The organism is Spirosoma jeollabukense, from assembly GCF_054777855.1.
On record NZ_BAAHAD010000001.1, the window covers coordinates 408,046 to 422,784 of the forward strand.

The 14,739-nt window shown below is 49.7% G+C and carries 11 protein-coding genes; 6 read left to right on the forward strand and 5 right to left on the reverse strand.

Going from position 1 to position 14,739, the window contains the following annotated elements:
* Window positions 1–354: 354 nt before the first annotated feature.
* The 3 genes from ACYVEA_RS01620 to ACYVEA_RS01630 all read left to right on the forward strand — a co-directional run bounded on the left by ACYVEA_RS01620 (window position 355) and on the right by ACYVEA_RS01630 (window position 6,858).
* Window positions 355–2,478, forward strand: a complete 2,124-nt coding sequence (locus ACYVEA_RS01620; RefSeq protein WP_461111557.1) for a S9 family peptidase — start codon at window positions 355–357, stop codon at window positions 2,476–2,478.
* Between the two features lie 120 nt (window positions 2,479–2,598).
* Entirely contained in the window at window positions 2,599–5,499 is a 2,901-nt protein-coding gene (locus ACYVEA_RS01625) for a M14 family zinc carboxypeptidase (RefSeq protein ID WP_461111559.1), read from the forward strand.
* Window positions 5,500–5,871: 372 nt separating this feature from the next.
* Entirely contained in the window at window positions 5,872–6,858 is a 987-nt protein-coding gene (locus ACYVEA_RS01630) for a GlxA family transcriptional regulator (protein WP_461111560.1), read from the forward strand.
* A gap of 75 nt (window positions 6,859–6,933) precedes the next feature.
* Here ACYVEA_RS01630 and ACYVEA_RS01635 read toward each other — a convergent pair whose 3' ends face one another.
* Together ACYVEA_RS01635 and bla are read right to left on the reverse strand one after the other, a co-directional pair.
* Window positions 6,934–7,863, reverse strand: a complete 930-nt coding sequence (locus tag ACYVEA_RS01635; RefSeq protein ID WP_461111561.1) for a nucleoside hydrolase — start codon at window positions 7,861–7,863, stop codon at window positions 6,934–6,936.
* Window positions 7,864–7,930: 67 nt separating this feature from the next.
* Entirely contained in the window at window positions 7,931–8,683 is a 753-nt protein-coding gene (gene bla, locus ACYVEA_RS01640; RefSeq protein ID WP_461111563.1) for a subclass B1 metallo-beta-lactamase, read from the reverse strand.
* A 257-nt stretch (window positions 8,684–8,940) separates the two neighbouring features.
* On the opposite strand from bla, the gene ACYVEA_RS01645 reads away from it, so the two are divergent.
* Window positions 8,941–9,201, forward strand: coding sequence for a hypothetical protein (locus ACYVEA_RS01645; protein ID WP_461111564.1), 261 nt, complete (start codon window positions 8,941–8,943; stop codon window positions 9,199–9,201).
* A gap of 141 nt (window positions 9,202–9,342) precedes the next feature.
* Here the strand turns inward: ACYVEA_RS01645 and ACYVEA_RS01650 are convergent, their stop codons facing one another.
* Entirely contained in the window at window positions 9,343–11,229 is a 1,887-nt protein-coding gene (locus tag ACYVEA_RS01650; RefSeq protein WP_461111565.1) for a CocE/NonD family hydrolase, read from the reverse strand.
* 233 nt (window positions 11,230–11,462) lie between these two features.
* Between ACYVEA_RS01650 and ACYVEA_RS01655 the strand changes: the two genes are divergently transcribed.
* Window positions 11,463–12,155, forward strand: a complete 693-nt coding sequence (locus ACYVEA_RS01655; protein WP_461111566.1) for a porin family protein — start codon at window positions 11,463–11,465, stop codon at window positions 12,153–12,155.
* Window positions 12,156–12,230: 75 nt separating this feature from the next.
* On the opposite strand, the gene ACYVEA_RS01660 is transcribed toward ACYVEA_RS01655, so the two are convergent.
* The gene (locus tag ACYVEA_RS01660) at window positions 12,231–13,031 is read right to left on the reverse strand and encodes a hypothetical protein (RefSeq protein WP_461111567.1); all 801 of its coding nucleotides are present in this window, start codon (window positions 13,029–13,031) and stop codon (window positions 12,231–12,233) included.
* Window positions 13,032–13,196: 165 nt separating this feature from the next.
* On the opposite strand from ACYVEA_RS01660, the gene ACYVEA_RS01665 reads away from it, so the two are divergent.
* On the forward strand, window positions 13,197–13,568 hold the full coding sequence (locus ACYVEA_RS01665) for a GerW family sporulation protein (RefSeq protein ID WP_461111568.1): 372 nt from the start codon (window positions 13,197–13,199) through the stop codon (window positions 13,566–13,568).
* An 8-nt stretch (window positions 13,569–13,576) separates the two neighbouring features.
* On the opposite strand, the gene ACYVEA_RS01670 is transcribed toward ACYVEA_RS01665, so the two are convergent.
* Entirely contained in the window at window positions 13,577–14,716 is a 1,140-nt protein-coding gene (locus tag ACYVEA_RS01670) for an amidohydrolase (protein ID WP_461111569.1), read from the reverse strand.
* Window positions 14,717–14,739 lie beyond the last annotated feature (23 nt).

The window sequence follows — 14,739 nt, forward strand, 5'->3', positions numbered from 1 at the left end:
TCACGTATTCAGCTTATTAATCTGTAAGTATACTAGTTTACCACTAATTGACCAAGTCCACTAACATAATCTGTATTAATGGACAATCACATAGCCGTAGTTACCTTTCCTTAACATACGGTAAAAATTAGGATTCATTTTTACTACTAAAGGAAATTCAACGGCTTGATTGCACATTGGCTATCTTTTTGCTTTCATAAGTAATCACCTGCTATTTCTTGGCAAATCATAGTATTATATTGGTGATCTTTAGAATTTTATTTCCCCAAACGAGCACAATAGAAAATTATTAGCTTATTTGAGTTCCGCACTTGAGCTCGTTACTTATAACGGTCAATTCTTCCTACGTTACTCATGAAAACGCTTCCCTTGCTATGCCTGCTAACAGGCTTTTTGCTCCTTCAGTCCAGCCCGTCGCCGGGACAAACGTTCTCACTCGAATCAGTCAAAAGCTACCCCTTTCCCAATGAATTAACCAGTTCAGCGAAGGGTTCACGAATTGCCTGGGCCTTTAACGAGCAGGGCAAACGGAACGTATACGTAGCACAGGGCCCTGATTTTACACCCCGCAAACTCACAAACTACACCAACGACGACGGACAGGAAATTACCAGTCTGTCAATCTCAGCCGATGGCAACTGGGTCGTCTATGTGCGTGGGGGAGATCATGGTTCCAACTGGGACGATGAATTGCCGGTGAACGTAACGTCGTCGCCCGTACCGCCTAAAGTGCAGGTCTGGAGTGTTCCGTTTGCTGGGGGTGAACCCAAAGCCATTGCCGAAGGTGACATGCCCGTTATCTCACCCAAGAGCGACCGGATTGCGTTTATCAAAGGCGGACAGGTTTGGGTATCGCCAACCGACGGTTCTTCGGCAGCGAAAGCGCTGTTTAACGCGCGCGGCACGAACAGCTCCCTCGAATGGTCGCCGGATGGGGCAAAACTGGCCTTTGTCTGCGACCGGAAAGATCACGCATTTGTGGGTGTCTTCACGAACGAAACAACGCCTATCAACTGGATTGCGCCATCCTTTGCCCATGATGAGTCGCCACGCTGGTCGCCGGATGGCAAGCGAATCGTGTTTGTCCGGACGCCCGGCACTGGTGGCGCTCCTGACTCCCTTCTGACTCGTAGACACCGCCCCTGGTCGATCTGGACGGCCGATGTCGCTTCCGGAACAGCCTCGCCCATCTGGACAGCGCCCAAAACGCTGGCAGGTTCGGAACCCAGTACACATGGCGGATTTAATCTGCACTGGGCGGCCAATGAACGTATCGTTTTCCTATCGTATCAGGATGGCTGGCCGCACCTCTACTCGATTGCCTCATCGGGCGGTACGCCCCTGCTACTGACACCTGGCTCGTTTATGGCCGAACACATTACGTTAAGCCCTGACCGCAAATGGCTGCTATTCAGCGGAAACACTGGCCCCGACAAGCTGGATATCGATCGTCGGCACGCGGTTCGGGTACCCGTCGATAAGGCCGAGATGGAAGTGCTTGTTCCAGGCACGGGTCTCGAATGGACGCCCGTTGTGACGGGTGATGGCGCAACTATTGCCATGATCAGTGCCACGGCTCAGCGGCCACCATTGCCCACCGTCATGGCGTTTACAAAAGGGACGCCCAAAGTACTGGCCCAGAATCTGGTGCCTGCCAGCTTCCCCACCCGTCAGTTAGTAACGCCTAAGCAGGTCATTTTTAAAGCCCCCGATGGCATGACGGTTCATGGTCAGTTGTTTGAACCAGCGGGTGGGCCATCCAAAAAACCAGCGTTAATTTATGTACACGGCGGGCCACCCCGCCAGATGCTGCTGGGCTGGAATTACTCCGATTACTACGCGAATTCTTATGCGCTCAATCAATATCTGGCTAGCCAGGGGTTTGTCGTTTTGTCGATAAATTATCGACTGGGCATTGGCTACGGCTTCGATTTTCACCAACCGGCCAATGGCGGAGCAACGGGCGCATCCGAATACCAGGATGTTCGTGCCGGAGCGGTTTGGTTGGCAGAACAACCACAGGTCGACGCGACTAAAATTGGGATTTATGGCGGTTCGTACGGCGGCTATCTGACCGCGCTGGCTCTCGCCCGCGACTCCAAACTGTTTGCCGCTGGTGTCGACATTCATGGCGTACACGACTGGAGTCAGCAACGTTACGGCGTCAGCCAAACCGACCGCTACGAAAAAATCCCCGATGCTGACAAAGCTGCGAAAGTGGTTTGGGAATCGTCGCCCGTTTCGTCGATCAGCACCTGGACATCGCCGGTACTGATCATTCACGGAGACGAAGACCGTAATGTACGTTTCAACCAAAGCACTGACCTTGTTCAACGCCTTGACAAGCAGGGCGTACCAATGGAAACGCTCGTGATCGTCGATGATACGCACCATTGGATGAAACATAGCAATGCGATCAAAATGAGTGCCGCCACTGCCGACTATTTCAAACGGCAGTTTATGAAGCCGAAGCAGTAAATTTCGGTTTACAGTTTTTGGTTAGCTGACGCATTAGTTTAAACGCGTCAGCCAACCAAAAACCGTAAACTGAAGACTGTACACTAAAAAAACCTTTACTAACAAACCAACGCTGTAATCATGAAAACCTTTATTAGCAGGCATCGACTTGGCCAGCTACGTTCCTTTACACTGGTCGGACTCACGCTCGCCAGCGTATCAGTCCGGGCGCAGTCGACCGGAACGCCGGACCGCGACGAGACGTATAACGAGAAAATTAAAGAGTACACGACCGACAAACGTTTCCTGCCAGCGTCGGTCCTGAACCTGCCCGACGACCCAAAAGTCCCTTCGCCACGCAAGCATTTCGGACAAATCATCGGGACACCGGGTATTTTGCACCGTACGCCCGAGATTTATGCCTACTACAAAAAGCTGACGGAGACTTCGCCGAACATCAGCATGGAGCAGGTAAGTACCACCGAAGAAGGCCGCCCGATTCAGTTGATCGCCATTGGAAGCGAAGATGCGATGAAGCGGCTCGATCACTACAAAAAACAACTGGCCCTGCTGGCTGATCCCCGCAAAGTGGGTACGCAGGATATTGAGAAAATTCTGGGCGATACCAAGCTCGTGTATTACCTGAACGGGGGTCTTCACTCACCCGAGATGGGATCACCCGAAATGCTGATGGAGTTGGCTTATCGACTGATTACCAGCCAAACCCCCGAGATTAAAACGATCCGGGATAACATCATCGTCCTGATCAACCCCGTGTCGGAACCCGATGGCTGGGATAAGCAGGTGGACTGGTATTTCCGCTTTACAAAATCCCGCAAAGACTTTGATGACGGCTTCCCAAAATCGCCACCCTACTGGGGGAAATACGTCTATCACGACAACAACCGCGACGGCTTGCAGGTGTCCCAGGCCATCACCAAAGCCATGTTTAAAATATTCTACAACTGGCATCCAACGGCCAGTCTGGACCTTCATGAGTCGGTGCCGCTGCTCTATATTTCGACCGGAACCGGCCCCTATAACGAAACCATCGACCCGATCACCATTGGCGAATGGCAGACGATGGGGAACCACGATATGGGCGCGCTGGCTGCCCAGGGCTTACCTGGTGTGTTCACCTGGGCGTTCTACGACGGCTGGTATCCGGGATATGCCCTCTGGATTGCCAACAACCACAACGCCGTTGGCCGCTTTTACGAAACCTTCGGAAACGCGGGGGCCAATACGTACCTCCGCGATCTGGCCGAGCAGAAATATGCGGGCGATGCCGTTACGTCCAAGGAGTGGTACCGGCCCGATCCGGCGACCGAAAAAGTGCTCTGGTCCTACCGGAATGGCATCAACTACATGGAAGCTGGCGTGCTGGCGTCCCTGTCCTACGGGGCAACGAACAGCCGGATGCTGCTGAAGAATTTCTATCAGAAAGGGCTGAACAACATTCGAAAAGGCACCGAAGAAAAACCCCGGGCGTTCGTGATTCCTAAAGATCAGCGTGACCCGACAATGGCGGCTTACCTGGTCAATCAGCTTCGGGCGCAGGCCATTGAAGTACACAAAGCAGAATCAGGAAAAAATAAGGGCGATTACGTTGTACTGCTGAATCAACCGTATCGCAATCTAGCCGTGTCGCTGCTCACCAAACAGAATTATCCAAAAGAAGCGAAGTTTCCGCCTTACGATGACATTGCCTGGACACTGGGCTATCTGTATGGCGTGGACGTAAAAGCGCAGGACAGCGTTGCCTACGCGTCAACCGATCTAAAAATGGTCAGTGAGGACGTGAAATACACGGGTATTCTCGATGGGGACGGCACAAACTACGTACTCAATTACAAGGCGCAGAGCACCCTGATGCCCGCGCTTCTCTGGATGAAAACGCAGGGCAAAACAGCGAAAGCGTTCGTGCTGGACACGAAAACAACCTTTTCGGGCCTTAAGGATACACTGATGGCCGGAGCCGTCATCTTCAAAGGCTTAACAACCGATCAGGCGAAAAAGCTGTCAACCCAGTTTGGCCTTGATTTGCAGGCCACGAAGGCCGAGCCAACAGGTCTTGGCACTACGTTGCGTCAGCATGAAGTTAGCCTGCCCCGCGTAGCGATTTACCACAGTTGGTTTAATACACAGGACGAAGGCTGGGCGCGGTATACATTCGAGCAACGCGGGATTCCCTATACGTCCATCAACAAAGACCAGTTGAAAGCGGGTGAGCTTCGGAAGAAATTCGACGTGATTCTCATTCCCCGGATGCGCGGATCGGCCACGAACTTTATTCACGAACTCGATTCGAAATACGGACCAATCCCCTACACCAAAACAGCTGAGTTTCCATCACACGGCTTCCCCGATGCTACTACCGACATCACGGGCGGACCAGGTTTTGAGGGAGTCGACAACCTGAAAAAGTTCGTCGAAGCGGGTGGGGTACTCGTTACGTTAGATAACTCATCGCTGATGATCGCCGAGACGGGCATCGCCCGCGATCTAGATCAGGTGAGTGCGCCAACGCTGTTCCACCCAGGCTCGATTGTACAGGTAAAAAACCGGAAACCAGACAGCCCGGTTATGTACGGCTTCCCGGAAACCTTCTCAATTTTCCGTGGTATTGCGCCCCTGCTGCAAACCAAGCGGTACAACCGCGACATGATGCTAATGCAATACGGCACGAAACCACTCAAAGACGAGGAGGAATATAAAGGCCTGATTATGGGCATGCCCGATAAAAAGATTGCCAAAGAGCCTGCGAAACCCGTGACGCCGAAAAAGGAAGAGCCATACGTCATATCTGGCATGGTTCGTAACGAGCAGACGATCATTGGCCACGGCGGTATTTTCAACGTACCCGTTGGCACTGGACGGGTCATTGCGTTCACTTTCGACCCACTGCACCGCTACCTGAATCATCACGATGCTCCTCTGCTGTGGAACGTACTGATCAACTGGAATCACCTGGATACGCCAGCCAGCCCAGCCAATACGGCTGAAGCAAAAGCAACACCAGCCACGAAATCAGACGAGTAGAAAACGCATTCTTTAGCACGTTATAAAGGGGCTACAAATTAATTTGTAGCCCCTTTATTTTTCCTTGGTACAGACCATATAAAATCTCTTCTATTCGTTTTAAACTCCCCGGCAACTAGCATAAAAAAAACAGATCAAAACAGTCAGTTCTAGCATGGAAACTATATACTTTCTACACTTATATCCTATAGTTTTTCTAGCAATAAAAAAATCATCAATCTTAGCACAATAGATCAACTCTATTTCGCTTATTTTTTTAATTTCATCAAAATTTTGCTCTTTATTTTCAACAAATTTTATCAGTCAAAAATAGGTCATTATCCCGTCAAACTGAGTATTGATAACGACAAAGATTTTACCTATTTTTACCCTATGAAACATATATCGATCCTTGTTCCTAAAGGAGCTATTTTAGGCAGCCTGGAAGGCTCACGTCAGCTACTTACCCAGGTAAATCAGTTCGTTATGGCGAAGGGCGAGGCCCCTTTGTTCAGGGTACAATTGGTTGGGAGTTCGAAAGAGATTCCCTTGAGTGGCGGCTCATTCACGGTTCATGCGGATGTGCTACTGGACGATGTAAAAAAAACCGATTTGATTATCATCCCGGCCGTTGATGGCGAGCTGAAAAGCGCCATAGAAAACAACAGTGATTTACTTCCCTGGATAACAAAACAGCACCAGCGTGGCGCAGAAGTCGCCAGCCTTTGTTTAGGTGCCTTTATTCTGGCCTCCACGGGTTTATTGAAAGGGAAAAAGTGCGCTACGCACTGGATGGCCGCCAATGAGTTCAGGCAGTTGTTTCCAGACGTCGACCTCGTAACGGAGAAGATCATTACCGATGAACACGGCATCTATTCGAGCGGGGGCGCTTTCTCGTATCTGAACCTGATTCTGTACCTTATTGAGAAATATGCTGGTCGCGATATAGCCATTCTTTCAGCCAAAGTATTCGCCATTGAAATAGAGCGGGACAGCCAATCGTCTTTTACTATTTTTCAGGGACAAAAAGAGCATGAAGATGAGCCAATTAAAAAAGCGCAGGAGTTTATTGAGACTAATTTCCAGGAAAAAATAACGATCGATCAATTATCCGATATTTTAGCGCTAAGTCGCCGAAGTTTAGAACGGAGATTTAAAAAAGCGACCGCCAATACCGTTACAGAATATATACAGCGCGTAAAAATTGAAGTAGCGAAAAAAAGTTTTGAAACGAATCGAAAAACCGTCAACGAAATTATGTACGATGTTGGCTATTCTGATAATAAAGCATTTAGAACGACATTCAAAAAAATCACCGGATTATCGCCCATCGATTACAGGAACAAATACAACAAAGAAACTATGGTTTTGGACGCATGATCTGAAAATTCTCCCTGAAGAAGAAACTCCTTTCAGCCTGTGTAAATACGGGCAGGAAAGGAGTTTCTTAATTTATCACCGCTTAAACTGGGTCAGGATATAGTCGTAAAAATGGGCTGGATTGACATCGGTCGCTATTTTTACGGTATAGCCATTCTCGTCCAGATACGTTTGTCCGGCGTTGGGTGGGCGCGTGCTGACGTTTGCTTTCACGGTTTCAGCGCTAAACGTCTCAGGCATCGCCAGATAGCTGGTCGCCAGAATGTCCCACATGAAATAAGTGTAGTGGTAACTCGGTATCGTATCGAGCGTCAGCGCCCAGAGCTGACCGGTTAGGTTGGAGAGTTTATAATCGATTTGCGTCGCCAAGGCTGACAGAAATTTCCGGGTAACGGGCACATGATTCGTTACGTCCAGCGGAATCAGTGTTAGCGGCAATTCATACGAAACCAGCTTTTGCGAACTGATCGGGTCCCAGAAAACATTCCATTCGGCTGTGCCGTCGTGTTGAAAGGTTTGTACGTTGCCAGGGACGCGAAATGCACCCGCCATCCAGACTATTTCTTTGATGTTGGCCTTCAGTTCCGGGGCTTTTTCCAGCGCCAACACCAGATTGGAGCAAGGGCCTGTCATCAAAATTGTTACGCTTTCAGTAGCCGAACTCAACCTATCGATAATTAGATCGGGCGCGCTCAGGTACGTGTACGGATCAGGTGATTTCGGGAGATTGATCAGCATTGGTAGCGCGTTGATAATCTCCGGCCGTGCGCGCCATTCGTTCGGGAACGCGTTAATGCCGTAATAGTCGCCCCTACCCAATGGAATCGATTCTTTCCCCATCAATTGAAGCAACTTGTATGTCGATTCGAGGGCTGGCTCGATGTAACAATCGGCGGGTGTTACGGTAATGCCGATCAGCTCGGCGTCGGGCATTGTCAGGACAAGCAGTTGCGATAGTAAATCGTCAATGGCTCCGTCGTGATCCATTAAAATGAGTTTGGGCATGACACTATTCGTTAAATGAAGTTCGGGCAACGTAGTAGTATGTTGTCCCGTTCACGGGTGGCTGAAGTTATCGTTTTTGGGAAGCCGTGTATTTTTCCACCATCTGCAAGGTATGCGCCAGCGCCCTGGTATCACTCCAATCCTGATGGCCGGGCACCACAATGCGGGCCGTTCCGAATTGACTCATCACCTTCCGCATGGAACCGGCCCACGCGTTTACGTTGGCATCGGCGAGGTTTCCCATGCCAAACGCCACGACACTTTTTACCAGACAGCCCCCATATAGAATACGCTGATTCGGCAACCAGACGACAATGTTATCGCTGGTATGCCCCGCGCCGGGAAAATAGCAGCGAATCGGCTCCTGACCAATTTGGAACGTAGTATCGATGGGTAAAATGCCTTCGGGTGATTCAAACCCCAGCTTAACCGACTTCTGGGCAGTCAGTGGTGTACTGACAACCCGAATTCCAGCTTTATGAAGCTCACCGATGCCACCCACACGGTCTTCGTGGGCATGGGTAACAATGCAAAGCCGAACGGGTTGATGCAGGTTATTAGCAACCCACTGAAGCAAGTCACGGGTATTGTCAGTATTGGTGTCGGTATCCCAGCCCGTGTCAACCAGTACTACACCATCTTTTGTCTTAATAATCAGCCCGTTGGACGGAAATGGCGTTTTCCCGTAGATGCCATACGTCGTATGAACGTACACCTGCTCATTGAGGGGCGTAACGGTTAAGTTGGGTCTTATAATCGACTGGGCTTGTACAAAACAGGGAGAGAAAAGAGCAAGAAAGAGGGCAGTTGGAAAGCGCATAAGTCAGGAAAGAATCAGCAATTTTACACTAAAACAGGTACGTCGATAACTTATTGCGCAAGGCTTATCCAGCGGTTCAGCAGCCTTCACAGGGTTTATTATCAATAGATCAGGAACCGTAGAAAAGTAGCGAAATAAGCCAAAACAAGGCTTAACGGGCCACTAAGTGTTTCAGCGTTTGCTCGATAAATCTGACTGACTACCGAAAACTATTTAGTCTACCACAGGTTTTCTCTGTAAACAACCCATTCATAATCATGGACAAGAAAACGACAACTTCACTGGGTATTGCGTTAGGAGCCGCCACCCTACTTGCCGGTGCTGGTTTTGGCATCTATAAATACTTCAAAAATAAAAGCGGACAACGGGCTGATACCAGTACTTCGGGTGCAAGTACAGACGATTACGGTCAACCCAGTGACTATATTGGCAATGGACTTATTAAAAGCATCAAGCTTTATGGAAGTAATCGAGTAGATAATGGTCTGGTAGGCGGTGGATTGTATACGGCGTCATAGCCATCACGACTTCCCCGTTGAGCGTAGTCTCCGACTACGTTTAAGCGTTGTCCGGTCTCCGACCGGAATCATAACGATCAGAAATCGGATAATACCTGAACGTAGTCGGAGACTACGCTCAACGGGGAAGCCGTTAGTATACTACGGATTCAGTACCCCAACTTTCAGGAAACTCACGCCCGATTTGCCGTGATATACCCGGTGCGTGGCTTTCTGATAGTCAGATTCTTTGGCAGAGAAAACGGGGACAAATGTTTGCGGGTTACGATCGGCCAGCGGGAAGCATGAGCTTTGAACCTGCACCATCAGTCGGTGTCCTTTTTTAAACGTATGCAGGACGTCCTGCAACTCCACAGCCACTTGCGTTGGCTGATTTGGTTTGAAGGCTTCGGGTTTGCTGATGTTGTTGCGGTAACGGCCCCGAATAATTTCACTACGTATCAATTGCTGATAGTTTCCATAAACGACATCACTTTTTTGCGGATTTTGGGGCGCATCGGGCGGATACACGTCAATTACTTTCACCATCCAGTCGGCGTCGGTGCCGGTCGTCGATACGGTGAGTTGAGCCAGAATCGGCCCGGCCAGCGTTAAATCGTCGGTGAGTGCGTCGGTCTGGAAGGTCAATACGTCGGGGCGAGCCGACGCGAACCGCTGATCTTCAACCATGTAATCAGCCGAAAAACCATCGTTGATTTTGCTCGAAAACGGAACCGGATGCGCAGGGTCCGATGGAAACTCCGAGAAAGCAGCGCCGGTTGTCGATGGCGAGAAACCGAGTGTACCATTGCTCTGCAAAAACAACTGCTTTTGCGCCGTTCCTTTCGGCGGATACGTATCGAAACTGCGCCAGCGATTGGTACCCGTCTCGAACAACGTTGCTTCGGGCAGCGCCAGCGGTGTCGTTTCGCTGAACAGGTAATGCCTGAAAAATTTAGCTTCGATGTTTTCCTGATAATAAGGCGACGTTTTCGAACCAAAATCCTGATCGGCCAGCGTTTGCCCCGACGGACCTGCCCAGCCACCATGCACCCAGGGCCCTACCACAAAGATGTTCTGAATGCCCGGATTCTGCTTTTCAATGGCTTTATACGTATTGAACGTACCATATAAGTCCTGCTCGTCATACCAGCCTCCCACCACCATCACGGCGTGTTTGATGCCTTTTAGGTGCGGGAGAATATTGCGTTTTTTCCAGTGTTCATCGTAGTCGGGATGCTCGAAATTTTCGTGGTAATACACATTCCGACCTTTGTAATACTGGCTTTCTGAATTGGCCGTTGGCCCCATGTTCAGGTAAAAATGATAACCATCCGGATCGTCGATGTTGAACAAAAGGGGTGGTCGTTGCTTCGTCGGTCCTTTCTGTTCCTGAAACGACGTATAGAACCCAAAGTTAGCCGCTATTTGAAAAGCGCCGTTATGAAACGCATCGTCGCGCCACAGATCAGCCATTGGCGCTTGTGGCGACGACGCTTTCAGTGCCGGATGCCCCGACACCGATCCTGCCGATGTAAAAAATCCGGGATAGCTAATCCCCCACTGCCCCACGTTTCCATTGTGGCCAGGTATGTTTTTCAACAGCCAGTCGATGGTGTCATATGTATCGGAAGCTTCGTCATGATCGGTGTTTCCTTTCTTAACGTCCACGTGCGGAGTCATTTCAACGAACTTTCCTTCCGACGCCCAACGGCCCCGAACATCCTGATACACAACGATGTAGTTGTCATGTAGCATGAACGCATTCGGTCCTACACGCCGACGAAAGCGATCCAGTCCATAAGGCTGACAACTGTAGGGCGTCCGCTGCATGATAATCGGATGCTTCGTGGCCTGATCTTTAGGCGCATAGACCTGCGTAAAGAGCTTCGTGCCATCGCGCATGGGTACCATAAATTCGGACTTCTGATACGTCTCAGCCACGTAAACCGAATCCTGAGCGGGCGTGTACGGATATGGATTGGCTGAAGGAGTGGTCTGGGCAAGGGCTAAGGCTGGCAGTAACAGAAAAGCTAGTAGCGTTTTCAATGCGATTGAATGAAGTTGATTTGTGGTGCAAAATAGCGTCTAATTGAACTGATCAACGCTGGCTACTATCAATTTTTCAGAAAGACGGAACACCTCCAAGACGAATGTTTCTGGAAACCGGCTCCCGGGAAACCAGCAATAGCTGTTAGTAACAAAAGTGGATTGCTTGTTACAACCGTCTTGCTACGTATTGGGTCTGTTCAGCGAACCTTATTTCAACATAAATGACAACTATGTACAGACCCTTACTAACAGCCTTTTTACTCCTGACAGGATTTACCCTGTCGGCACAGGACGCTCCGTTTGAATTTGGATTGAAGGGCGGATTGAATCTATCCTCTTTAGCCTTAAACAACACTACTTTACCAAATCACAATATAAAGACCGGCGTCAATGCAGGTTTTACTGCCAAGTACAAGTTTAGCCACAACCTCTTTCTTCAATCCGGGCTTTCGTTTACCACTAAAGGGACAAAAATAAAAGGCGAAGCACCCCTCGGCTACGAATACAGGATATTGATGCCGGGTAGAGAAGCATTTATGCAAAGCAATCAGCGGTATTTACAGGCACCTGTCTATCTAGGCTACAAGATTGATCTAAAGCCGGGAACAAAGCTTGTACTTAATGCAGGGCCGTATTTCGCCTATGGCATAGGTGGAAAAACCCAACTAACCGGCGACATTATTTACGGCGATATGATTGATTACAGTACAGTGGAGGAAAAGACATTCGATAGCCGGGGCCTTAAGCGTTTCGATTTTGGTGTAGGAACCGGAATCGGGGTTGAATTTGGCCGAACCATTCTAGGCCTGAATTATGAACTGGGCTTGAAAAATATTGGGCCAACGGGTGACCCTTATTTTCCTTTCTATAAAAATAGCTACAAGAACAGAAATGCCTCGCTGTCTCTGGAATATAAATTATAGACAGAAGCGTATCCATAAAAAAAGCCAGTGCTACGTAGTACTGGCCTTTTTTTATGGATACGCTCGTCAGTCAACTCATTTATAAACAAACTCCCGAATACTTCTTGGAACGGGGTCTCTATCGGTAACGACAAACTCCCGGATGGGCCGATTCTGCGAATCAAAGTGGTAGTAGTGGGTAAATACGGTAGTCGGTGATGCCGAATCAGCCAATGTCTGCTTACTTAGCAAATTCCGGCTCTGCCTGCCTCGATACGTGAAGGGAGACGGAATACCGGGCTTGGTCAGGTCATATTCATACGTATTGTACTGCACACCGCCATTCCGATAGACGGTTTTCCTGGCGACAACATTCCCGTTCTCTATGGTGTAGGTATCCTCCTGGCCGTTTCCATTATAGTTGATCAGATAGCCTTCGGCATTATAAATATATTCGCCAGGGCCCAGGTTTCCTTTCAGGTAGCCCTGCTCGTTCAGCAGTAACGTATTGACGAACTCCTTATTTTCTGAATTCTGATAGCGCGTGTTCAGATCAGGCGCGTACTGATAGGAATACCCCTCCCACCAGTTACGGTCGTAGCTGGACACAGACTTTTCACCCGTCAGCCGGTTCTGTTCGTCATAGTCATAATTGGTTGAACGAGTCCAGCTTACTCTGAGCTGGTTTCCATTCAGCAGGAACGTTTTGTCGCCATTAGGGTCCACCGAGTACCCCGTGATCTGCACGACTGGCCCTAACTTGGCAACGCCCGACTTCTCGACTGCGGGCGGAGTTTGTGAGCCAGCCGAAGGGTTCGTGGGCGTGATGTCCTTTTCGGGCGCCTTACAGGACAATACGATCGCCAGTGGTAATAGGAGCAGGAATGTTGTTTTCATTGGTGGAATGAGGTACGTTACGTGTTCTGTAACTGCTACTGGAATGACACCGATTTAGGCCTTATTTGTTGCAGACATAAGCGAAAAATTCTGTGTACAGTAACGAAATAAGCTCATTTAATTTACCTTATTTTTGTCTTACGACGGAACCAAACCCATCAGTTTATGAGCTCACTGAATATAGAACAACTCATGCGATCCTTCATCGATCGATTCACCGGAGAGGCATCGGTCCGCAAGGTTTACGGAGAGCCCATCGTGGCTGGAGATAAAACCATTATTCCCGTCGCCAGGGTTAGTCTCGGCCTGGGCGGAGGTTTCGGTGAGGGCAATTTGGCGGCCGGAAAAACGACCAGTGATGCATCGGGCAGCAGCCAGGGCGACGGCGGTGGCCTTGGGGGCGGAGTAATGATCAGCCCACAGGGATTTATTGAAGTAACACCCACCGAAACCCGCTACGTGCCAATCGGAAGAGTGCGATACGTAGTGCTGGGCGTGGCCATTGGCCTTGTTGTCAGTAAGTTATTCAATCGTTGATGGCTGGCTCATCCATGCGCCACGGCAATAAGGTCTAGAAACAGTCGGGCGGCTGGTTCGATCAGGTTATCATTGAAATCGTAGTCGTCGTTGTGCAGCGCCGGGGAGTTTTCGCCATTACCAATACCAAACATAGCGCCTTTATATTTTTGCGTAAAGAGGCCAAAATCTTCGCCCCATTTGAAGGGTTCCTGCTTTTCGACAAAGGCGTAGCCGAGTTTCAGGGCACTTTGTTTGATTTGGGCGAAGGCATCAGGGTCATTTTCGCTGGCAAAAAACGCTTCTGTGTAGTTCGTTGCTACGTCGATGCCACTTCCAGCTGATAGCTCCGCTAATAAAGTCAATAGGTCAGCCGTCAGGGCTTCCATTCGTTTGGCGTTGCGGGTTCTGAGCGTAAGATGCACCTCGCCATAACCCGCCGATATACCGTAGGATTTCTCTCCCATCGTTGTATAAACTGGGGTGATCAGCGCAAAGTCATCAGCCCGCGGATCAGGCTGTTGCAAGGCGCTGCTCCTTAGTGTAAAATCCGCCATCACATACGCCGGGTTACGTCCTTTTTCGGGCTCGGCCGAATGGGATACGTAGCCGGTGAACGTAACGATCATACTCAAAACGGATGCGGTAAACGGGCCGGGCTTACATACGATAACGCCCTGTTGAAAGCCCGGCAAATTATGGAGCGCAAACGCGCGATCGGGCTTAATATCGGCAAAAACAGGATCGTTCAGGACGGCATCAGCCCCCGCACCCGTTTCTTCGGCGGGTTGAAAAAGCAAATAGACCCGACCGTTCGCAACTGGATTTTCGGCTAATAAAGCGGCCAGCCGGGCGAGGATCGCAGCGTGGCCGTCGTGACCGCATTTGTGCGACACGCCGTCGATCTGCGATTTATGCCCAAACGTATTGACCTCCTGAATGGGCAATGCATCGATATCTGCCCGAATCAACATCACAGGACCTGGGTTTCCCGGCCCGTATTGCAGTAATAAACCCGTTCCGCCAACCTCCCAACTGGCAACGGGATTAAACTGGCTGACAAACGATTGTATTCGTTTCTGGGTGTCTACTTCATGACCCGAAACGTCGGGAAACCGGTGCAGTTCATGTCTGAACAGGACGAAGCGGTCGGTTTGGTCTATAAACATGATTAGCTCAGTGAATATCCATA

Bases quoted from the DNA above. Each gene is read 5' to 3' on its own strand.
- ACYVEA_RS01635 (WP_461111561.1), bottom strand. From the start codon at position 7,863: ATGCCCAAACTCATTTTAATGGATCACGACGGAGCCATTGACGATTTA.
- ACYVEA_RS01630 (WP_461111560.1), top strand. From the start codon at position 5,872: ATGAAACATATATCGATCCTTGTTCCTAAAGGAGCTATTTTAGGCAGC.
- ACYVEA_RS01645 (WP_461111564.1), top strand. From the start codon at position 8,941: ATGGACAAGAAAACGACAACTTCACTGGGTATTGCGTTAGGAGCCGCC.
- ACYVEA_RS01660 (WP_461111567.1), bottom strand. From the start codon at position 13,031: ATGAAAACAACATTCCTGCTCCTATTACCACTGGCGATCGTATTGTCC.
- ACYVEA_RS01655 (WP_461111566.1), top strand. From the start codon at position 11,463: ATGTACAGACCCTTACTAACAGCCTTTTTACTCCTGACAGGATTTACC.
- bla (WP_461111563.1), bottom strand. From the start codon at position 8,683: ATGCGCTTTCCAACTGCCCTCTTTCTTGCTCTTTTCTCTCCCTGTTTT.
- ACYVEA_RS01620 (WP_461111557.1), top strand. From the start codon at position 355: ATGAAAACGCTTCCCTTGCTATGCCTGCTAACAGGCTTTTTGCTCCTT.
- ACYVEA_RS01625 (WP_461111559.1), top strand. From the start codon at position 2,599: ATGAAAACCTTTATTAGCAGGCATCGACTTGGCCAGCTACGTTCCTTT.
- ACYVEA_RS01665 (WP_461111568.1), top strand. From the start codon at position 13,197: ATGAGCTCACTGAATATAGAACAACTCATGCGATCCTTCATCGATCGA.
- ACYVEA_RS01670 (WP_461111569.1), bottom strand. From the start codon at position 14,716: ATGTTTATAGACCAAACCGACCGCTTCGTCCTGTTCAGACATGAACTG.